Origin of the sequence: Acinetobacter equi (assembly GCF_001307195.1) — a bacterium.
In the GTDB taxonomy this organism is placed as follows: Bacteria; Pseudomonadota; Gammaproteobacteria; order Pseudomonadales; family Moraxellaceae; genus Acinetobacter; species Acinetobacter equi.
Window position 1 is genome coordinate 204013 of sequence record NZ_CP012808.1, and the last position, 23277, is coordinate 227289.

A 23277-nucleotide genomic window follows, 5' to 3' on the forward strand; every position below is an offset into this window, starting at 1 on the left:
AGTGATTTTTGCCTGAAATCATTCGGAGTTATTATGAATTATACTTGGAACTGGGGAGTCTTATTTCAGTCTACAGGTGTTGGCACTACCACATACTTCGATTGGATTCTAACAGGAATCGGTTGGCTATTTGTCATTGCTATTGTCGCATGGTCTATTGCAATGGTACTCGGAAGTATTTTAGGTATTATGCGAACATTGCCCAATAAAACTGCACGTGCAATTGCAACAACATATGTGACAATTTTTAGGAATATTCCCCTTCTTATCCAACTGTTTATTTGGTTCTATGTTGTTCCAAATTTTTTACCTGGTCCAATTAAAACTTGGTGGATCATGGATTTAAGTGCCAATACTTCTGCACTTATTTCTGCAAGTGTCGGTTTAGGTTTATTTACAGCTGCACGTGTATGTGAGCAAGTTAGAACAGGGATTGAAGCATTACCTCAAGGGCAAATCAATGCTGGTTATGCCATGGGATTCAGTACATTTCAGTTATATCGTTACGTGGTTCTCCCTCAATCATTTAGAACTATTTTGCCACCACTCAGTTCAGAGCTAACCAACTGTGTAAAAAATACGTCCGTTGCTTCTCTTGTTGGGGTTGCTGAAATTATTACGCAAATGAAAACCATCAGTGAATACACCCAAAGTACAATTGAAGTCTATACCTTTATCACTTTGATTTTTATTGTTATTAATGTATGCCTAATTCAAAGTATGTTATTGCTTGAGAAGCGTTTACGTATTCCAGGCCTCATTGCAGGAGACAAATAATGGAATGGCTCACTGCATTTTTCTCAGACTTACAAACTTCTTCTCCGGCACTTTGGTATGGTTTTACCATTACGTTAAAAGTACTCATTATTTCAACTATTGGCGGTGTTTTCATCGGAACGATATTGGCATTAATGCGTTTATCTTCCATACGTATATTCAACATTGTTGCCAAAGGTTACGTTAATTTATTTCGTTCCATTCCTTTACTTTTGGTCCTAATGTGGTTTTATTTTGCTGTACCATTTTTCTATACAGCAATCACTGGAAAATACTTAACCATAGATACAGCACTTGTTTCGAGTATTGTAGCATTTATGCTTTTCGAAGCAGCTTACTTTTCTGAAATTGTCCGTGCAGGTATTCAATCAATCCCACGTGGGCAATCTGCTGCTGCATACGCTTTAGGAATGACTTATGGTCAGTCTATGCGTCTAATTATTTTACCTCAAGCATTTAGAAAAATGACACCGTTGCTGTTACAACAAACCATTATTTTATTCCAAGATTCTACAATGGTTTATGCAATTGGGTTACTCGACTTTTTCAGAACAAACTACGTTCGTGGTGACTTAATGTCATTGCTGACACAATATATATTATTCGCAGGTTTGGTCTATTTCACTATCAGTGTTTTAGCAACGTACATAGTTAAAAAATTACAAAGGAGGTTAACTGTATGACAGACAACAAAGTAATGATCGACCTCCAAAACGTCAATAAATGGTACAACAAAGATTTCCAAGTATTGACTGATTGCAACGCTCAAATCCGTCAAGGTGAAGTTGTCGTTGTGTGTGGTCCTTCTGGTTCAGGAAAGTCTACTTTAATTAAAACTGTTAATGGCCTAGAACCTTTTCAAAAAGGAAATATTCTAGTTGATGGAATTTCAATTACAGACCCTAAAACTGATTTAAATAAATTACGTAGCCGTGTAGGCATGGTGTTTCAACATTTTGAACTCTTTCCTCATTTGAGTATTACAGAAAACTTGACTATTGCTCAGATTAAAGTGCTTGGACGTTCTGAAGAAGAAGCAATGAAAAAAGGCTTAGCATATTTAGAGCGTGTAGGTTTAAGTGCGCATGCAAATAAATTTCCATCTCAACTTTCTGGCGGACAACAGCAACGTGTTGCTATTGCACGTGCACTGAGTATGGATCCTATTGCAATGCTATTCGATGAACCAACCTCTGCTCTTGACCCTGAAATGATTAATGAAGTATTAGATGTCATGGTTGGTCTGGCTAAAGAAGGGATGACTATGATGTGTGTAACCCATGAAATGGGCTTTGCACGCCAAGTTGCAAATCGCATTATTTTCATGGATCAAGGTAAGATTGTTGAAGATTGTAGTAAAGATGAATTCTTTAATACTCAACGAAGTAATCGTGCACAACAATTCCTAGATAAAATTTTACACTAATTCTTTATATAAAAAAGCAGACTTTTAAGTCTGCTTTTTTCATTACTCGACTACAATTCTTGCATTTTTCTTTTGTACAGGTCTGTTATTGGGAAATACCATTTTTTGTTGTATAGCCTGTAGCTCTGAACCTGATAACATCACACTTTCTTTTAAAACTAACCAACGGACACCCTCTGTACAAGGTGGTGTCGTTAGTGACCCATTAAAACGATAATATGCTTTTTCTTTAGGTAAAAGTTCACTCAACTCTATAGACTTTTTCAACTCATTAGTTCCCCCCTGCGGTGGTGTATTTTTAATAAGTTGTTGAATCGCACGATTTGAAGCTCCTTCATTATATAAAACAGCCAAAACAGCCAACTCATTATTTGTATTTGCATGGACAAAATGAGCTTCTAATGGTGAATGCTGTCCACCAACCGTATTTTCACTTGGACTATGGAAATGAATTTGCTTTAATTCAAATACTTCATCATCTATACCAATAGAAGCCCCTGAATTAAAATTAATTTGGATGGTATGTGGTAAGTTTTGAATATTTTTTATACTTAAATTTTTATAATTAAATTTTATATTTTCTAAATTTCCACTTACTGTTTTTTCAATATTAATCGGTGATTGATTATGCCCTAAACATGCATGATAATTCTGATTTAATGTGGCCCATTGATCTGGTGCATTTTCATTTTGATATCCCCAATCATGTCCTTCTGCTGCCCATGTATTCATAGATAATAATACTGACAAAATAGTCATCTGAAATTTTTTCATTAATTTTATTCTCTTAAAATAAAAGAACAGTAAGATTTAAATAAAAATTGCTTAAATTTCAAAACTTAAAATGACATTTTTATTTAATAAATTCTAAAAAATAAGAAAAATAGTAAATTTTAACTTATATATAAAAATTATATTTAAAAATTAATAAGGTTCAATATTTTATGCTTTGGATATAAAGCATAAAATGTATATCTGTAAATACACTCCACGACAATCACAATAACTTATTGATTTAAAATATTTTGCAATTTTACTTTTCACAAACTTTAACCACTAAAATTTAAAGCTCTAATTTAGGAAAAATATAAATATGATTGTTTTTTAATAAAATTTTATAAATTAATATTTTTTAATATATTTATTTGTAATATAAAATGACTGACATTTTACAATAATACAAATTTAACTTTAATTTTATTCTATTTAAAAACCACTTTTATATTAAAAATTCCGTATGATTTTTAAATAAAATCCAAGACTTCATTCAAATGACTTATTTTGAATCCTACATCATCATTAGAAAAATGAAATCCAGTCAATAATAAAGTATGTAACCCTGCACAATTTGCTCCACGAATATCATTAATTGGGTGATCTCCCACAAATAAACAATTTTCTGGTTTCACATTTAATAATTGACACGTATGCGTAAAAATTTCAGCATTTGGTTTACTGACCCCCATTTTTTCAGAGCTCATAATGATATCAAAATAATGTTCAAAACCGAGCCCTTTTAAAATAGTTAATCGAGTGGCATGCCCACCATTAGAAATAATAGCTAATTTTAAATTTAATTTTTTTAAAGTCCTTAGTAAATTTTCAGCACCATCCATCGCGACTGAGTTTTTACCAAATCGCTCAAACCAAAATTGGCTTAACTCTTCTAAGCTCGGTTTTATTTTCCAATCTACCTCATTTAAAAGTGCATATGCAACAGAAGTACCTATACTTTTATGCGTGAGCATTTCCTTTTTAGGATATCCTCCTTGATCAATACGCTGAATGATTTGAATGATCTGTGTAAGCAAATTTGCATCTAATGACATTTGATAAGACTGAGCTAGATCATGTGCATAACGATAAATACTTTTATCCCTATGTGTTAATGTATTATCTAAATCAAATAAAACCGCTTGAATAGACATTGCGTTGTCTCAACAAAGAATCATTTATAAATTTAGCACTAATCTACCTTTTCTATTCGATCAATATTAAATATCATTATTCCCAAAACTGAAAATGGCGACTGCTTTCAAGATAAAAATCTTAATTATAATTTTTCGGACACAATTCTCTATTTTTAGTAACTCCTATTCCACTAAAAAGAAGATATTAGTCAATCACACTCTAATAGATTATTTAAGTGATTAGCTTAATTAAAACACTAGCTTTCTAGAAATTTCATTCAATTTCTCTAAAATCAATACTTCTTTAAAGTTCTTTTCCGTATACATAGTTATCAAAAAACAACAACTTTAAAAACTTGCTAACACATTTAATTAAATTGTATTAACATGATGGCAATCATATATTTTTCGACCATTTCATTTATGAATCAAATTTATTTTAATTTTTTACAAGAGCATCTTGAAAAACAACAAGACTCTATTGAGTCTTATAAAATTGAAAATATAAAAGTTTGGTTAAAAAAAGCATCTTCACGTCATTCTTCATTGATTTATTTACCTTTGACATGGTTTTCAAAAATTTTTGGTCTTGGTTTTCTCAAACCAGTACCTAATTGTGGTGGAGAAGCTTCTATTAAATGTGAAGTAAATCGAATACAACAATTAAGCCAAGCTGGTATTCATGTTCCTGAAATTTTGGCGTATTCTTCAAAGGGCATATTACTAAAAGATGCTGCTAAAGAAAATAAACCTGTTCTACAATTACAAGCAGCATTGAAACAAGAAGCTTCCACAGAAGCTCGTTTATCTTTATATGCCGATGCAATTCAAAAAATTCAAAATATACACAATGCAAACTGCTATTTAAGCGAAGCGTTTTCAAGAAATATTCTTGTTGACCAAGATCGTAATTTTTCCTTTATCGATTTTGAGACAGATCCAGGCGAGGTTCTAACACTCGATGAATGTCATGCTAGGGATTGGTTATGCTTTATTTTTTCTACAGCAAGTTGCTTTAATGAAGATGAAATAGATCAAGTTCGCTACCTGCTTCGTGATAATTTAATAAAAGATCAAAAAATTTATCATACCCTCTGTAAGGTTGGTCGTAAAATTAAATGGATTTTAAAATTTAAGCTTGAAAAATTAGGCAGTGATGGGCGTCGTTTAAATAAATGTATTTTATTACTAGCCCTATTGGATCAAGAAAAGTAATTTCGACTGGTAAAAAGGATAAGTAAATAACTTATCCCTTTTATATAGATCAATATGACATTCAACTAGATACCTTAAATTCATCTCAAAAATTATTTTTATATATCCATTTCTTCTTTCAGCGACTGTTTTTTGCCCATAAAAATATTGGAAATAAACATAAAATTGCTATTAGACTGATGATTATCAAATATGAAAAATATCCTAATTCATCACCAATAAAACCACTTATACTATAGAGTATCCCACTTATTGTCGCCATAAGTGCAACCTGAAATGTAAAATCAGTTCCTGCAAATATTTTCCGACTATATTTTAAAATTAAAGTTAGCATCGCTACCAACAACATTGAAGACACCATATCTTCTACGGCATTAATGCTATAAATCACCCAATTAGCAATAATCGCCTTAGATTCATATTGATATGCAAGCCAAACATAAGCCCATAAGCTCATCACTTTAAATACAGAAAAAACGATCAATGTCGGTGCTATTGCATAAAATTTTAAAATCCCCCCAGCTAAACCTGCACCCAATAAAGCAGCAACTGCTCCCAATACAGTAATGTACAACCCGATTTGAGTGAAATTCAAACCTAGATCAACCATTAAAGGTTTTAATAAGGGACCTGATAAACCATCAGCAACCTTAAATGTCAGCAATACAAACAACCATAATTTTAAAGTTTTTGATTGAAAAAAATATCGTAAATAAGCTCGAATCTGAGTCCATTTATTTTCTTGATTTTTAGATGCTTGTTTTTCCGAATATTCAGATTCTTTATACAATAAAATAGGAATAGTATTTATTGTAACCAATCCTGCAAGCATTAAAAATGTCGTTTGCCAATCAAGCCAATCCAAAATCCACAAGATGACTCCACCACCAACAATAAAGCCTAATCGAGATCCTATGACTTGAATCATATTTCCCCAATGCTGTTGACCTTCTTTTAAAATATTGACCGCTAAACCATCTGTTGCAATATCTTGTGTTGCACCAAACACATTCATGCTCATTAAAACAATAAAAAATATGAGAAGATAAAGCGGCTGATTTAAAGATTGAATGGGAAGAAATGCCAATATAACCAATGTAATGATCGTTAAAATTTGTGTGGGAATAATCCACGAACGATAGTGACCTTGTTTAATTGATCCATAACGATCAATCAATGGTGCCCATAATATTTTAATTGACCAAGGCAGCATAAGAAGACCAAACCCACCAATATGAGCTAATGAAACACCTTCTGCTCTTAATATGACAGGTAATGCATGCGTCATAAAGCCCACAGGAAGACCTTGAGCCCAATATAAAGAAAATAAAATGATATAAGTATGACGAAAATTTAACATAAAATATTCGGAATCTACGAAATTATGGTGCTATGAAGTGCATCCTCTTTCTTTTAATACTATTACAAGGTAGATTAGCGCTTATATATTACATGAGTAATTTAGCATTCTTATTGAAAGCCTAGAACATTATGTCAATAAAATTTCCAAAACTACCGCCTTTAGTTCCTCACCGCGGTACGACTATCAGCCAAAATTTTTTTAAAACAGTTTACCTTGCTCAAGGCTGGGAAATGCACGGCGAATTTCCAAATTTACCAAAAGCAGTTGCTATTGTTTCACCACACACCTCAAATTTAGATGCTTGGTATGGTTTTTTAGCGCTTTTGGGCTTGGATATTAAAATTACAATCTTTGGCAAACATACATTATTTAAAACACCATTAAAACCAGTTTTAGAATGGATTGGGGTTATGCCTGTAGAACGTAATTCATCTCATGGTTATACACAGCAAATTGCAGAAATCATGAGAAAAGAAGACCGTATTTGGATTGGAATGATGCCTGAGGGCACACGCAAAGAAGCAGAAAAATTTCGTAGTGGTTTTTATCATATTGCACATGAAGCTCAAATTCCGATTGTTATGTTTGCTTTAGATTACCAAAAGAAAGTTATTCGTATTTTAGGTATATATGAAACTACTGGTCATTACGAAGAAGATCTAGAAAAAATTTTAGAACGTTATAAAGGAAATTTTTCTCCTAGAAATTCCAAATGGTTAGCAAAACCGTTACAAAAGCTTTGGAAAAAAGACTAGGCAAAGCGCATTTTTTTTGGTCAGATATGCAATTGTTTTATCTACTGATTGTTTAAATAAACAACTATGAAACTTATTCATCTCTCATTTTTAACACTGCTTGGTCTGAGCTTAGCTGGCTGTGATAAAGCAGTAAAAACACCAAGTACGACAACTCCTATCAATGCTCGTGAACCTGTCATTGCCGTTGCTCTTGGTGGTGGAGGTGCAAAAGGATTTGCTCATATTGGCGTATTAAAAGTTCTAGAGTCACATGGAATTAAACCTAAAATCGTGACTGGAACAAGTGCAGGTAGTTTCGTTGGTAGTTTATATGCTAGCGGAAAATCACCTTATCAACTTCAACAAATTGCGATCAATTTTAAAGAGTCTGATATTCGTGATTTAACCCTGAGTAGCCAAGGCATCTTACAAGGTAAAAAGCTGCAAGATTATGTCAACAAACATGTTGGCAATAAACCCATGGAACAATTCCCTATTCGTTTTGCTGCTGTTGCAACACGTTTAGACAATGGGAAAAAATCTGAGTTTATTAAAGGCAATGTGGGTCAAGCAGTTCGTGCATCTTGTAGTATTCCAAATGTCTTTGTTCCTGCAACAATTGGTGGTGTTCAATATGTTGATGGTGGCTTAGTAAGTCCAATTCCCGTTAAAACAGCTAAAGCTATGGGTGCTGACATTGTCATAGCTGTCGATATTTCTGCACGTCCTGCTGCTGGTAAGTCTGGAAATATTTTTGGCTTACTTGACCAAACCATTAATATTATGGGGCAACAAAGTATTAATGAAGAACTAAGTCAAGCCAATGTCGTGATTCAACCTAAAGTCGGTCATATTGGCACACTCGATTTAAAAGCAAGTAATGAAACTATTTTGGAAGGTGAAAAAGCGACTCAAGCACAAATTCGCTCTATTCAAAAAGCCATTACTGACTTTAAAAAATCTCCTGCTGCACTTAAACCTGCACCAAGACCTCGATTTTAGTACACCAATTAATATTTAAATAACAAGATATCTTTCATTCATTGTTTATATTTTAAATAGGGATGAAAGATGCCTTCTTTTAGATTTTTTATCGTTTATATCGCATTTTGTTTTGAATAAAAATTAGCTATATTCATATATAATTTCATCTGTTACATTAATAGAATATTAAAATCCATATTTCACGCATCGGTCAAAATACACACCAATGCAATGATAAAGAGAAATTTTATGGAATTCGTTTTAGAACCTTGGCATTGGTTTGTTTTAGGTGTTCTTCTCATTATTTCAGAATTATTACTTCCAGCATTTGCAGCACTTTGGTTTGGTATAGCTGCCATTTTGGTTGGAGTTTTATATTGGATTTTCCCAATGATGAGCTTGACCACACAACTTGTGATTTGGATCATTCTTGCCATTTTATGTACATTAGCATGGTTTAAATTTATTAAACCACTTTCTGTAGATAAAACAAAAGCTGGATTATCAAGAGAAGCAACCATTGGACAAATTGGAATGGTCATCCAAACACAACTCGAACATGACCAAATTAAAGTTCGGTTCCCTATTCCTGTTTTAGGTTCAGATGAGTGGAACTGCCGTACTTTATCTTCAGTTCAAGTGGGTGATAGAGTTCGAGTGATTGATATTTTAGGCAACGACTTAGTTGTACAATTAAATAATATACAAAATGAAAAGTGAGTAAATTATATGAATGCTGGTGCAATTATAGTTTTAGCAATTTTAGTTTTTGTGGGCGTCACTATTTTTAAAGGTGTTCGTTTGGTTCCACAAGGTTATTCTTGGATTGTTCAACGTTTAGGAAAATATCACCAAACACTAAAACCTGGTCTTAACTTTGTTATTCCTTATATTGATGAAGTTGCATATAAAGTAACAACTAAAGATATTGTGCTTGATATTCCATCACAAGAAGTCATTACACGTGATAATGCTGTTTTACTCATGAATGCTGTTGCATATATCAATTTAACTACTCCTGAAAAAGCGGTTTACGGTATTGAAAACTATAGCTGGGCAATTCAAAACCTTGTTCAAACAGCACTACGTTCTATTGTTGGTGAAATGGATTTAGATGATGCATTATCTTCACGCGATCATATTAAAGCGAAGTTAAAAGCAAGTATTTCAGATGATATTTCTGATTGGGGCATTACGCTTAAGACTGTTGAAATTCAGGATATTAAGCCTTCTCATACCATGCAAGCTGCAATGGAAGAACAAGCTGCAGCAGAACGTCAACGTCGTGCAACGGTAACAAAAGCAGATGGTGAAAAACAAGCGGCTATTTTAGAAGCAGATGGTCGTTTAGAGGCATCTCGTCGTGATGCTGAAGCACAAGTTGTCTTGGCTGAATCTTCTCAACGTGCAATTGAAATGGTAACTTCTGCAGTTGGTGATAAAGAAATTCCTGTTGCTTACTTATTAGGTGAACAATATGTAAAAGCTATGCAAGATATGGCGAAATCTAATAATGCCAAAACTGTGGTCTTACCTGCAGATGTCTTGAATACAATTCGTGGAATTATGGGGCGTTCTTGATCATTTTATAAAGTAAATTCACAATTTCACATAAAATAGACAGTTAATTTACTGTCTATTTTTTATTTTTATTTCGATAAAAAAGCATTTATTGTTAAATTGTGTTTAAATTTCGCTTTCATATTTATTTTTCTGGCTATTGAAATAACTTCATCGAGTTTGTTCTTACGATAAACACTCTTTTTCGTCGTTTACCGATCGCCAACTCGAACATGGATATTGTATGAGCTCCCTAAATCCGACCTTAATTACCTTTCTATTTTATATCGTCGCCATGATCTTTATTGGTCTAATGGCATATCGTGCGACCAGCAATTTTTCTGATTACATTTTAGGAGGGCGTCGTTTAGGAAGTTTCGTTACAGCGCTTTCTGCTGGTGCTTCAGATATGAGTGGCTGGTTGCTTATGGGCTTACCAGGCGCAATCTTCCTTTCTGGTCTTTCTGAATCATGGATTGCCATTGGTCTTATTATTGGTGCATGGATTAACTGGTACCTTGTTGCAGGTCGTTTACGTGTACACACAGAAGTCCAAAATAATGCATTAACACTACCTGACTATTTTGCAAATCGTTTTAATGACCACAAAAAAGTTCTACGTATTGTTTCTGCTTTTGTTATTTTAATTTTCTTTGCTATCTATTGTGCTTCAGGTATGGTTGCAGGTGCTCGCCTATTTGAAAGTATGTTCAATATGTCTTATGGAACTGCTCTTTGGATTAGTGCAATTGCAACAATCAGCTATGTATTTATTGGAGGCTTCTTGGCTGTAAGCTGGACAGATACGATTCAAGCTGGTCTGATGATCTTTGCATTATTACTCACCCCAATTGTTGCTTTACTCTCTTTCTCAGATTTAACGCAATTTGCAATTGCATTAGATGCTGCGCGTCCAGATGCCATCAATATTATGGGGAATTTAAGCTTCGTTGCGATTATTTCTCTATTGGCATGGGGATTAGGTTACTTTGGTCAACCACATATTCTTGTACGCTTTATGGCGGCAGATTCAGTAAAGTCTATTCCAAATGCTCGTCGTATTGGTATGACTTGGATGATTTTATGTTTAGGTGGTGCTGTTGCCGCAGGTTTTGTTGGTATTGCATTCTTCCAACAACATCCTGAATTAGCATCTGTAGTGAATGCCAATCCTGAAACTGTATTTATGGAATTAACTAAAATTCTATTTAATCCATGGATTGCAGGTATTGTACTTGCTGCAATTTTAGCAGCAGTAATGAGTACATTAAGTTGCCAATTACTAGTATGTTCAAGTACTTTAACTGAAGATTTCTATAAAACATTCCTTCGTAAAAACGCCTCTCAACGTGAACTCGTTTGGGTTGGTCGTCTTATGGTTCTACTCATTGCGATTCTTGCAATCTGGTTAGCTTCAAATCCAAACTCTAAAGTCCTTGGTCTTGTTGCTTATGCATGGGCGGGTTTTGGTGCTGCATTCGGTCCTCTCATTATTTTATCGTTATTCTGGAAACGTATGACTTTAAATGGTGCGATTGTAGGTATGATTGTGGGTGCTGTAGTGGTAATTATTTGGAAAAACTTCTTAGGTGACACTGGTCTTTATGAAATTGTTCCAGGATTTATTCTGTCATTCATCAGTATCGTAGTCGTTAGTCTCTTAGATAAACAACCAACTCAAGATATTGCTGATCGTTTTGAACAAGCAGATAAACTATATAAAAAACAAATCTAATCACAGACATTCAATAAAAAAGGAACACTCTATGTGTTCCTTTTTTATATCTTCATTTTATAACGTAATTAATTTGTTTTAACTCGTCTATTTTTAAAACGTCGTGATGGCCAAGTCATAGTAAATCTAGCACCTCCTAATGAAGGACTTTCATCTACTTCAACCTTCCCACCAAACCAATAAGCAATACGACTTACAATAGATAAACCTAGACCATATCCACCAGAGGCTCTAGTACGACTTCCATCTAACCGTGCAAATGCTTCAAATACACGTTTACGATCTGCCTCAGGAATACCACAACCATCATCTTCAACACAAATATAGGCAAAACCTCGTTCATTAATACCGCCAGTGATTAAGACTTTATCATCACAATAGCGTACCGCATTTCCTACCAAGTTTTGTACCACTCGATGTAAATAGCGATATTCTGCATCAACCTCTACATTTGCAGCAGGTGCATTTAAAATAATTTCTTTTTGTGTTTTTAATGCTTCAGTTTCAGAAACAACCTGATCTAAAACTTCAACTAATGAAATACGCTCAAAATCAAATGATGGTGTCCCCTGCTCTAACTTAGCATAGGTCATAATCTCATCAATTAAGTTATTTAATGCTTCTATATCTTTATCAATTTGCTCAACCTGATTCAAACGATCTTGATAATTATCTTCTTCGGCAAGCATTTCCATACCAAATCGAATACGTGCAACTGGTGTTCTGAGCTCATGTGAAACTGCACGCATCAATTCTCGTTGAGATTCAATTAATCGTTGAATATGGTCTGACATACTGTTGTAGTTCGATGCCAAACTTGCCATTTCATCTGCACCATTCACAGGAAGTCTTAAACTTAAATCGCCTGACTTCATTCGATTCAAAGCATAATTAACTTCACGAAGTCTTCGCTGCATTGGCACTAATAAACCATACACACCTAAACTTAGCACAAATAAACTTAATAAAGTTACACCTGTTGCCAACTCAATTGGCATCCAATTAAAGAGCGGTATTGGTCCAATGACTAACACTTCTCTTGGTGCCTGTGGCTTCGGTGAATAAATCGTAATCGTCGTACCACTTTCACTAGCACTATCACGATAAGAAACAATATTATGGTCTAATAAAATTCGGCTTGTTTGTTCCGTATCCAAATTTAATTCAGACAAATTTTTTATTTCCACATGATATTTAAAATGTGGCTGTAATTTTTCTAATTCTTCTTTTTCCTGACCGGGATAATAGGCTAAATAATCCCAAATAAAGATTGGAATAACACGCATAAGCTGTTCATTAAGATCCTTTGCTTTAGCACTCATATAAAGTATATGTTCAGGATCATTTTTTATTGACTTCACAATATATGATGTTTCATTTTGAGCATCATAACGAACAACAGCTTTTTCTTCTTCTAAACGCCGTTGTTCTGCACGTGTTAAATCTACTTTATTTTTATGTAAGTAATACACAGGAAGTTCAAGTAAATCTGAAGCATCCGAAATCCAATCCAGCTTTTCTTGCAAAGAGGGTTGGCGTGCAATCCCCTCACTAATGACTAATGAAATTCCATCTGTCAAAGACTGTCGATATTCTTGCGCACGTTTATAGTTAATAATTTGAACAAATAGGTATCCAAATAATGCCACCAATACGACTAATATGACCAAACCGCCATATATGCGCAAGAATATACTTTGCTTAAACACAAAACATCCTTAGCTAACGAAAATGGTATTCAAAATTAAATACCATTTGTCTCTTTAACAAATAAATACCCTTTACTACGTACAGTTTTAATACGTTTAGGGTTTTCTGGATCATCACCAATTTTGGGACGAATACGAGAAATACGTACATCAATTGAGCGATCTTGACCATCATATTCAATGCCACGTAAGCGTTCAAAAATATCTTCACGAGATAAAATACGACCCGCATTAGAAGCTAATAACCATAACAAGTCATATTCAGCACTTGTGAAATCGACTAAATCACCATTTAAAGTAACTGAACGACCACCGTTGTCAATTACAAGATCATCAAATTCAATACGTTGAGAAACTTCATCATCTGGTGCTTTATCTGTACGACGTAATAATGCACGAATACGAGCAAGTAAAACACGAGGTTGAACTGGTTTCGCAACGTAATCATCTGCACCCATTTCCAAACCAAGTACTTGATCCATATCTTCAGTACGTGCGGTCAGCATTAAAATAGGTTGATGATAATGAGGTCTTACTTCACGACAAATTGTTAAGCCATCTGCACCAGGTAACATAACATCTAGTACAACCATATCTGGCTGTTCTGCAATAATTCTACGAATGGCACGGTTTCCATCTGGTTCCACCCCTACTTCTAATCCATTACGAATTAAGTATTCTTGAGTTAAACGTGCTAAACGCTCATCATCCTCAACAATTAAAATTTTAGGTAACTTTTCTTCTTGGCTCATCTAAACTGCCCCTTTATTAATCTTTATGTATTCTTTGTTTAAAATCCAAAAGATACGCCCAATATATTTCCAATATACACAGGTTTACAATGTAAACAAGATTTTAAGGCTTAAAGATAGTCTTCAACGTAGTATTTTGTAATATTTTGATCATTGATTGATTTATTGGTACTGCATCATCTCAATTTATAAAAAAAATATGTCGTTACAATTTTAGTAAATCATGATCAATACTGATCTTTTGGTCATAAATTGTTAGATCAAACAACTAGTTTTTAGTTATCCACAAGGTTATCTATAAGCACTTTTTCCATGCTTTGTTATGCTATGGCCTTATATAATACGTGTTTAACCACTAATAATAAAAAGAGGATTTTTTAAATCATTTTTGCAAGCAAAACTGATCAAAAAAATTCATCAAATGTCAATATTGATCTACCCTTGATTTTCCCGTATCTTGTGCCTAATTTCAATTTAAACCACTAAGTCTTGTGTTTATTCATTCATCACTGCAACCTAATAATCGCAGTTCAAATGGTCCATAAACATAACAACAGATGAAAATGGAGCTATGCTGACAATGAGCGTAATCACATCCACACCTGGTCAAATTCAGGTGATTAAACGTACCGGGGACGTTGCCGTTTTCGATGCAGAAAAAATTTCTGTCGCAATCGGTAAAGCGTTTTTGGCTGTTGAAGGTCAACAGAGTCAAGACTCAAGTCGCATACACGACCGTATATCTGAACTTACAGAAATGGTTCTAAATACGTTTAAACGCCGTTTACCTTCTGGTGGCACAATTCACATTGAAGAAATTCAAGACCAAGTTGAACTTGCGCTTATGCGTACAGGTGAACAAAAAGTTGCGCGCGCATATGTGATCTATCGTGATCAACGTGCAGAAGCTCGTAAGCTTACAGGTGCAAATCACCACCCTACACTTCAAATCACTGATACAAATGGTCAACTTAAACCACTTGATTTAAGCAAACTTGAAGCAACAATTGCTACGGCGGCTGAAGACCTTGAAGGTATTGATGTTAAAGCAATTGTTGATGAAACAGTTAAAAACTTATACAACGGTGTAAAAGAGTCTGACATCTCAACAACAATGATGATGGCTACTCGTACACGCATTGAACAAGAGCCAAACTACACTTATGTAACAGCTCGTTTGCTCCGTAATGATCTTGTTGCAACTGGTTTAGAGTTCTTAGGTCTTCCTACAAATACAAATGAAGGCGATGCTTTAGAAACTTTCTTGAAAAAAGGGATTGAATTAGACCTTTTATCACCTGAGTTATTAAACTTCGACCTTGCAAAATTGGCAGCAGCGATTCAACCAGAACGTTCTAACCAATTTACATACTTAGGTTTACAAACTTTATTCGATCGTTACTTCATCCATAAAGATGGTATCCGTTTTGAATTACCGCAATTATTCTATATGCGTGTTTCAATGGGTTTATCATTAAATGAAGAAAACCGTGAAGAACGTGCAATTGAGTTCTATAACTTATTGTCTAGCTTCGACTATATGGCTTCTACGCCAACATTATTTAACTCTGGTACGTTACGTCCACAGTTATCAAGCTGCTACTTAACAACAATCGCAGATGATCTTTATAACATCTACGGTTCTATGCGTGACAATGCCCTTCTTTCTAAATGGGCTGGCGGTTTAGGTAATGACTGGACACCAGTTCGTGCCTTGAACTCATACATCAAAGGTACAAATGGTAAATCACAAGGTGTTGTACCATTCCTTAAAGTAGCAAATGATACAGCTGTTGCGGTGAACCAAGGTGGTAAACGTAAAGGTGCAGTATGTGCATACTTAGAAACTTGGCACTTAGATGTTGAAGAATTCCTAGAACTTCGTAAAAACACAGGTGATGACCGTCGTCGTACACACGATATGAACACAGCAAACTGGGTTCCAGACTTGTTCATGCAACGTGTATTTGAAGATGCAGAATGGACATTATTCACTCCATCTGAAACTCCAGATCTTCATGACTTAACAGGTAATGAATTTGCTGAACGTTATGCTTACTATGAAAGCATTGCCAAAGAAACAAATATGTTGCACAAAAAAGTACGTGCAAAAGATTTGTGGCGCAAAATGTTATCTATGTTATTTGAAACAGGTCACCCTTGGATCACATTCAAAGACGTATGTAACTTACGTTCACCACAACAACACGTTGGTGTAGTTCACTCATCTAACTTATGTACAGAAATTACATTAAATACCAACCAAGATGAAATCGCGGTATGTAATTTAGGTTCAATCAACCTTGTACAACACGTTAAAGGTGGTGTACTCGATCGTGAAAAATTAGCACGTACAATTAAAACTGCAGTTCGTATGCTCGATAACGTAATCGACATCAACTACTATGCTGTACCACAAGCTAAAAACTCAAACATGAAACACCGCCCTGTGGGTATGGGTATCATGGGCTTCCAAGATGCACTTTATGAAATGGGCATGGCTTACGGTTCAGATGAAGCTGTAAACTTTGCTGATGAATCTATGGAAGTGATTAGCTACTACGCAATTCAAACTTCTAGCGATCTAGCTGTTGAACGTGGTGCTTATGAAACATTTAAAGGTTCATTATGGGATCAAGGTATTCTCCCAATTGACTCTTTAGACTTAGTTGCAAAAACACGTCCAGAACGTATGTTCGAAGTTGACCGTACTCAACGTTTAGACTGGGACACTTTACGTGCCAAAGTTCAAAAAGATGGTATGCGTAACTCAAACGTAATGGCGATTGCACCAACAGCAACAATTTCAAACATTTGTGGTGTTTCTCAGTCTATTGAGCCAACATTCCAAAACTTGTATGTGAAATCTAACTTGTCTGGTGAATTTACTGTTATCAACCCTTACCTTGTTCGTGCATTAAAAGAACGTGGTCTTTGGGATGCTGTAATGGTAAATGACTTGAAACACTTTGAAGGTTCTGTGCAAAAAATCGCTCGTATTCCTGAAGAGTTAAAAGCAATCTTCGCGACTGCGTTTGAAGTTGAGCCACGTTGGATTGTTGATGCTGCATCACGTCGTCAAAAATGGATTGATCAAGCACAATCTCTTAACCTTTACATCTCTGGTGCAAACGGTAAAAAGCTTGATCTTACTTATAAGATGGCTTGGTTACGTGGTCTTAAGACAACTTATTATCTACGTGCATTAGGCGCAACTTCTGCTGAGAAATCTACAATCAATACAGGTGCATTAAATGCTGTAAAAGCAACAACTGTTGCTGCACCTGTAGCGACTGCTCCTGAAGTGAAAGCGACTGTTCTTGCTGAAGAGGAAGGTTTCTCTCAAGCAGCACCAGTGCCACAAGCATGTTCAATTGACAATCCTGATTGTGAAGCTTGCCAATAATTGGTGAGTTTTAAATCCTCCCCGACCCTCCTTTAATAAAGGAGGGAGAAAGTCCCTCTTTCTTAAAGAGGGATTTAGGGAGATTAAAAATCTAAATAACAAAGGAAAACGCCATGCTTCATATGACCCATAACTATATGTTAGGACTTGCTGTCTTGGTCATTTCCTTTGTTATTTTGTTTTATGTACCCATTGCTTACTTTTGCGTGCATGCACACAAACAACAGCGTAATCAAAATAAGTAGTGGGGATGTTTGGTTCTATTGAACAAAAATAGTACAACCATCGACAAAACTTAATTTTGCTTACACAAATTGAGCGTATAGTAAGACATCTAAGCGACGCTAGATGTCTGTATAAAAGATATAAAGCAACGTAGAGAGAAGTATTATGTCTATCCTAAGTTGGGACGATTTCGAAGATGATTCGCAAAAACCAGCTGCACAAACACAGCAGCCTGCGCCCGTCGATCCGCAAAAAACGACTAATTCGCAAGTGGTATCTGATGCAGAGCAACCACAGAAGAATGTGGCAACTACACAATCCACTGGAACCAGTGCAAACAGAACAGCACATCCAACCGATTCGTTGGCAAGAGCATCTAACGCTCTAGCAAATTTAGATGTTGCACCAGGTCTTGAAGAACTTGAGATGGGTGCACAGCGTGTACAAGTTGATGATAAAGCAATGATCAACTGTCGTGCTGACTTGAACCAATTGGTTCCATTTAAATACGAATGGGCTTGGCAAAAATATCTAGATGGTTGTGCAAACCACTGGATGCCTCAAGAAGTTAACATGAACCACGATATCGCGCTTTGGAAGTCAGAAGATGGCTTAACTGAAGATGAACGTACTATCGTGATGCGTTCTTTAGGTTTCTTTTCTACTGCCGATTCTTTAGTTGCAAATAACTTGGTTCTTGCAATTTATCGTCATATTACGAATCCTGAATGCCGTCAATACATCCTTCGTCAATCATTTGAAGAAGCGATTCACACGCATGCTTACCAATACTGTATCGAATCTTTAGGTATGGATGAAGGCGAAGTCTTCAACATGTACCGTGAAGTTCCTTCTGTTGCACGTAAAGCTGCATGGGGCTTGAAATATACTCAACAATTGAGCGATCCAACGTTCAAAACAGGTACACCTGAAACTGACCAAATTTTACTTCGTAACTTGATTGCATTCTACTGCGTACTTGAAGGTATCTTCTTCTACTGTGGTTTCAGCCAAATTTTGTCTATGGGTCGTCGTAACAAGATGAATGGTGTTGCTGAGCAATTCCAATACATCTTACGTGATGAATCAATGCACTTGAACTTTGGTATCGATATGATTAACCAAATCAAGATTGAAAACCCTCACCTTTGGACTGCTGAATTCCAAGAAGAAATCGTTCAAATGATTCTTGAAGGTACTATGCTTGAAATCGAATATGCACGTGACACAATGCCACGTGGTGTATTAGGTATGAATGCAGCGATGATGGAAGAATACTTGAAATTCATCTGTAACCGTCGTTTAAGTCAGCTTGGTTTACCAGAGCAATTTGCAGGTGTAAACAATCCATTCCAATGGATGTCTGAAATGATGGACTTACGTAAAGAGAAGAACTTCTTCGAAACTCGCGTAACAGATTATCAAACTGGCGGTGCTTTAAGCTGGTAATTGTTTACTCGTCACCGTCACGCGACACATATGTTGTCATTTGCGACACATAAAATGTCATTGCGCGACACATAAGTTGTCATTGAGAAAACCGCCATTCATGGCGGTTTTTTTTAAAAGATGCAATCTAGTCTTTAATTAAATATTTATATTACACATAGATGTTAAAGCAATGAAAAGGCTAAAATACTTACAAAATTAAATATGTGTTAGGGACGAGACTATTTAAATGTCAAAAGATAAGCGCCAAAAAATCTGGAATGAACTAAAAATAACTTATACAAAAATTAAAGAAATTCATTCAGCTCCTCAAATAATCTCTAAAGATCAATATTTGTCTTTAACACCAATTACTAACGCAGATGAAGATAATGCTTATTCTGATATGCTCAAATTTGCATTATCACAAGATAAAATTAACAACATTGCCATAACTGGACCATATGGGTCAGGAAAAAGTAGCGTATTACTTACCTTTCAAACACAAAATCCAAATTGGAAGTACTTAAATATATCATTAGCAACATTTAAAGATCACTTAGAAATTGAAGGCACTAATAATAAAGAAATTGAAATCGAAGCCATAGAAAAAAGTATATTACAACAACTCTTTTATTCTGTAGATCAAAAAACATTACCGCGCTCACGACTAAAGCGAATTGTGACTGTTAAACCTAGAGAGCTACTAGCTAATACACTTTTTATTATGTTTTGGATTTTTCTAACACTTTTTGTGTTTTTTCCAGGAAGTATTTTTTTTGATAAGTTTAGTATACTAGCAAGTTCAGAACAATTCGCTCAAATAACTTTTTCATTATTATTTTTATCATACTGCATAGTTGGATTATTCACTGGAATAAAATATATTGAAAAACTTAAGGAGCTTAAGTTAAAATTTCAAGATACTGAAATAACATTAAATAATGATAAAACAGAATCAATATTAAATAAACATTTAGATGAGATTTTATATTTTTTTGAAAGAACAGATTTCAATATTATCATAATTGAAGATCTAGATCGTTTTGAAAATTCAGAAATTTTCATTCGACTAAGAGAACTTAATACTCTCATCAACAATTCAAAACAAGTAAAGCGTCCTATAGTATTTTTATATGCTATCAGAGACAATATGTTTAAAGATAAAGATCGATCTAAATTTTTCGATTTTATTATTCCGATTATTCCAGTCATAAATCCAACAAATGCTTATGACTTAATTCGGAAAAACTACATTAACAAAGAAAATAATAGCCAACTACACAATGAAATAGAAGATATTTTTTTACATCAAGTCTCACTTTATTTTGATGATATGAGACTTGTAACAAATATTTTTAATGAGTTTAAACTTTATGTAAAAAAACTCAACAATCCAAATCTCAATAAAAACAAATTATTAGCTTTAATAATTTACAAAAACCACTACCCTGCTGAATTTGCAAATTTACATTCAAATAAAGGAGAAATATTTCAAATATTCAAAAATAAAAAGAAAAAAATAATTGCAAGTCAATTAGAGGAAATTAAAAAAGAAATTAAAAATTTAGAAGAAAAAATTCAAACGTCAGAACTCGAAATAATTCAAAATATAATAGAATTGAGGAAATTATATATACATGAAATTCTAAAAAGATTCCCACAAATCACTAATATTGGCAATAGATATTATTCTATAAATCATATTACATATCTAATAAAACTTAAAGTAGGTGAATTAGATCTAGATTATGAAAACCTAACATTAGATGAAAACTTCGAAATTATTAAAAAAGCAAATAATATCCAATGGGTTGTTGAAATCCAAAATAATATTCAACACACAAATATTGAAATTAAAAATAATCAAGATATTACGTTTAGCTTTAAAACTATTGAAAATATAGTTCACAGTTCACTTTCATATAAAGAAAGGGAAACTAGAATTAAAAATCGAGAAGTCACAAATCGCGGGGAAATATTGGAGCAAAAGCAAGCTTTATTAAATAAAAAAAATAATCTTAAGCTAAATACACTAAAAGAGTTACTCACTATATACTCAAGTGAAGAATTCTTTGAATCTGACATGCATCCACCTTTACTTCAATTTTTAGTTAGAGAGGGTTACATAGACGAGCACTATCCTGACTATATTTCATTCTTTATTGACAGTGTAATAAATATTACTGAAAGAGATTACGCACAGTGTGTTATAAACCATCTAAATTCAGAGTTTGACCTAACTTTAACTAATGTGGAAAAAATATTAGAAAAATATTTAACACCTAGACAGTTTTTACATACAAGCATTCTAAATTTTAATTTAGTAGATTTTATACTAAAAAATGATACTCAATTTAAAGATCATTACAATAATTTATTCAAATTATTATCAAATCAGGATGAACGTTCAATTCAGTTTATTTTCGAATATATAGATAAAGGAGAAAACTCCCCCCTATTCATTAATGAAATAGTTAAAAGCTGGCAGACTTTTTTTAAATATATTCATACGTCAATGACAGATGAAAAAGTCGAAAGCTATCTTCTGCTGATATTTAAAAATTTAGAAAAAGAAAATATTCCTTTACTTAACAAAGATGACATTCTAAAAAACTATCTGTCTTCTAAAAGAAATTTTATCGAATATATCAAAGATGCCTATAGTACTGAGCAAGAAATTCTTAACTTTCTACAGCTTATTAAACCAATATTCGAGTATTTGGATTGTACTAATCAAAATAATGTAAGTATATTTAATGAAATATGTAGAAATGAATATTTTGAATTTAATGAAAAAATGATATTACAAATTATAAGTATAAATAATGAAGATAAAAAAATTGATGAAATCAAAAATATTTTTACTTCAAAACCATATGGTACATTACAAGACTTTGCACCAGACTACTTGAAAACTCAGGTAGACCAATCCATCAGCCATTTCTTCGAAGAAGTTTATATTTCATCATCTGAAAATTTAAACGAATCTTCAAATAACTTCATCAAATTAATTAACAATGAAGATTTAGATAATTCTCATAAAGAATGGTTAATTGAAAATAATGAAGTTCAAATTTCTGATTTAAATGAAATTAAAAATAAAACCTTATGGAGCCATATACTTAAGAACTATAGATTAAATCCAACCTGGAATTCAATTCTTTACTACTATGAAATTATTGAATCTAATATAGATAAAACTATAATTGAGTACATAAACTCACCAGAAGTTTATAATAAATTAAAAGAAGAAAAAATTTCCGAGGCTAATAGCTTTGATAAACTTGGTGATATTTCCAAGAAGTTTCAAAGAGATCTATTAAAGGAGAACCTTTTAAATATTTCAGCATATCAATGCATAATCAAATCTATCTATTTTACATATAATAATCTTGATATCTCTCAATTATCAGAGGACAAGATTTTATTATTATGTAGAAATAAAGTGTTAACACTAAATTGTGAAAACTTAGATAACTTAAGAAATAAAACGAAAAATTTAGTAATAGAATTTCTCTTACCATTTCAAAATATCTTATCTAGCAAAGTACCAGAAGATATCGAATTATCTAATGATGAACTTGAGCTTATACTAGCATCTAACAATTTTACGAATACATTTAAAAAAAATATTATTGATAAATTAAAAATTGATCTATTTTCAAAGTCTGAAAATATTAGAATCTCAATTATAAAGTTGTATAAAAGTTTATCTTTGAAACTTCCACAAGAGTATCTCGACTTTTATTTTGAAAAATCAATTTCTAATACTAAGAATCTAGAACTACTTATAGACCAGATTAAATACTTAGAACATGAGAAAATTTGTAAATACCTAAGCCTACTACAAAACCCATATAATGAAATTTCAATCGCAGGTAGACATATAATTATATTAAATGACTTAAATAGTAAACTTTCACTTGAACTAGAAAAAGTTAGTTTTATTCACAAAAAAGAGATAAAAAGATACAAGATAGCCCAAGATAAAATAGTTTTTTATACTAAATAAGAGAAAAGTCTATTCTTTATTAGTATTTAAAGGAT

At 33.5% G+C, this 23277-nt stretch carries 18 protein-coding genes; 13 read left to right on the forward strand and 5 right to left on the reverse strand.

Features of this window, described 5'->3' with window-relative positions; genetic code table 11:
• Positions 1-33 precede the first annotated feature (33 nt).
• From AOY20_RS00925 to AOY20_RS00935, 3 genes are read left to right on the forward strand one after another with little or no spacing between them, the layout of a single operon-like run.
• Entirely contained in the window at positions 34-777 is a 744-nt protein-coding gene (locus tag AOY20_RS00925; RefSeq protein ID WP_054580132.1) for an amino acid ABC transporter permease, read from the forward strand.
• Positions 777-1460, forward strand: coding sequence for an ABC transporter permease subunit (locus AOY20_RS00930; RefSeq protein WP_054580133.1), 684 nt, complete (start codon positions 777-779; stop codon positions 1458-1460). The genes AOY20_RS00925 and AOY20_RS00930 overlap by 1 nt, the downstream gene beginning before the upstream one ends.
• A 14-nt stretch (positions 1461-1474) precedes the next feature.
• Positions 1475-2203: an amino acid ABC transporter ATP-binding protein gene (locus AOY20_RS00935; protein ID WP_171250427.1), complete on the forward strand. Its 729-nt coding sequence runs from the start codon at positions 1475-1477 to the stop codon at positions 2201-2203.
• A 42-nt stretch (positions 2204-2245) separates the two neighbouring features.
• Here AOY20_RS00935 and AOY20_RS00940 read toward each other — a convergent pair whose 3' ends face one another.
• Both AOY20_RS00940 and AOY20_RS00945 read right to left on the reverse strand, forming a co-directional pair.
• Positions 2246-2977 carry a carbonic anhydrase gene (locus AOY20_RS00940; RefSeq protein ID WP_054580135.1) on the reverse strand — a complete coding sequence of 244 codons (732 nt, stop codon included), beginning with the start codon at positions 2975-2977 and terminating at the stop codon, positions 2246-2248.
• Between the two features lie 470 nt (positions 2978-3447).
• Entirely contained in the window at positions 3448-4131 is a 684-nt protein-coding gene (locus AOY20_RS00945) for an HAD family hydrolase (RefSeq protein WP_054580136.1), read from the reverse strand.
• Between the two features lie 405 nt (positions 4132-4536).
• Here AOY20_RS00945 and AOY20_RS00950 point away from each other — a divergent pair, with 405 nt between their 5' ends.
• Positions 4537-5328, forward strand: coding sequence for a BUD32 family EKC/KEOPS complex subunit (locus AOY20_RS00950; RefSeq protein ID WP_054580137.1), 792 nt, complete (start codon positions 4537-4539; stop codon positions 5326-5328).
• A 118-nt stretch (positions 5329-5446) separates the two neighbouring features.
• Here the strand turns inward: AOY20_RS00950 and AOY20_RS00955 are convergent, their stop codons facing one another.
• Positions 5447-6688, reverse strand: coding sequence for an MFS transporter (locus tag AOY20_RS00955; protein ID WP_054580138.1), 1242 nt, complete (start codon positions 6686-6688; stop codon positions 5447-5449).
• Positions 6689-6819: 131 nt separating this feature from the next.
• Between AOY20_RS00955 and AOY20_RS00960 the strand changes: the two genes are divergently transcribed.
• The 5 genes from AOY20_RS00960 to putP all read left to right on the forward strand — a co-directional run bounded on the left by AOY20_RS00960 (position 6820) and on the right by putP (position 11707).
• A complete protein-coding gene (locus tag AOY20_RS00960) occupies positions 6820-7446 on the forward strand; it encodes a 1-acyl-sn-glycerol-3-phosphate acyltransferase (protein WP_054580139.1) in 627 nt (208 codons plus the stop codon).
• Positions 7447-7512: 66 nt separating this feature from the next.
• Positions 7513-8430, forward strand: coding sequence for a patatin-like phospholipase family protein (locus AOY20_RS00965; protein WP_054580140.1), 918 nt, complete (start codon positions 7513-7515; stop codon positions 8428-8430).
• A 231-nt stretch (positions 8431-8661) separates the two neighbouring features.
• Positions 8662-9132: an NfeD family protein gene (locus AOY20_RS00970; protein ID WP_054580141.1), complete on the forward strand. Its 471-nt coding sequence runs from the start codon at positions 8662-8664 to the stop codon at positions 9130-9132.
• A 9-nt stretch (positions 9133-9141) separates the two neighbouring features.
• Positions 9142-9993, forward strand: coding sequence for an SPFH domain-containing protein (locus AOY20_RS00975; protein ID WP_054580142.1), 852 nt, complete (start codon positions 9142-9144; stop codon positions 9991-9993).
• A 223-nt stretch (positions 9994-10216) separates the two neighbouring features.
• Positions 10217-11707: a sodium/proline symporter PutP gene (putP, locus tag AOY20_RS00980; protein WP_054580143.1), complete on the forward strand. Its 1491-nt coding sequence runs from the start codon at positions 10217-10219 to the stop codon at positions 11705-11707.
• 68 nt (positions 11708-11775) lie between these two features.
• Here putP and AOY20_RS00985 read toward each other — a convergent pair whose 3' ends face one another.
• A complete protein-coding gene (locus AOY20_RS00985; RefSeq protein WP_054580144.1) occupies positions 11776-13416 on the reverse strand; it encodes an ATP-binding protein in 1641 nt (546 codons plus the stop codon).
• 35 nt (positions 13417-13451) lie between these two features.
• Positions 13452-14168: a response regulator transcription factor BfmR gene (bfmR, locus tag AOY20_RS00990; protein ID WP_054580145.1), complete on the reverse strand. Its 717-nt coding sequence runs from the start codon at positions 14166-14168 to the stop codon at positions 13452-13454.
• 580 nt (positions 14169-14748) lie between these two features.
• On the opposite strand from bfmR, the gene AOY20_RS00995 reads away from it, so the two are divergent.
• The 4 genes from AOY20_RS00995 to AOY20_RS01005 all read left to right on the forward strand — a co-directional run bounded on the left by AOY20_RS00995 (position 14749) and on the right by AOY20_RS01005 (position 23242).
• Positions 14749-17574 carry a ribonucleoside-diphosphate reductase subunit alpha gene (locus AOY20_RS00995; protein ID WP_054580146.1) on the forward strand — a complete coding sequence of 942 codons (2826 nt, stop codon included), beginning with the start codon at positions 14749-14751 and terminating at the stop codon, positions 17572-17574.
• A gap of 113 nt (positions 17575-17687) precedes the next feature.
• A complete protein-coding gene (locus AOY20_RS15120) occupies positions 17688-17819 on the forward strand; it encodes a hypothetical protein (RefSeq protein ID WP_417855673.1) in 132 nt (43 codons plus the stop codon).
• A gap of 145 nt (positions 17820-17964) precedes the next feature.
• A complete protein-coding gene (locus AOY20_RS01000; protein WP_054580147.1) occupies positions 17965-19248 on the forward strand; it encodes a ribonucleotide-diphosphate reductase subunit beta in 1284 nt (427 codons plus the stop codon).
• Between the two features lie 229 nt (positions 19249-19477).
• Positions 19478-23242 carry a YobI family P-loop NTPase gene (locus AOY20_RS01005; RefSeq protein WP_054580148.1) on the forward strand — a complete coding sequence of 1255 codons (3765 nt, stop codon included), beginning with the start codon at positions 19478-19480 and terminating at the stop codon, positions 23240-23242.
• The last annotated feature ends 35 nt before the right edge of the window (positions 23243-23277 follow it).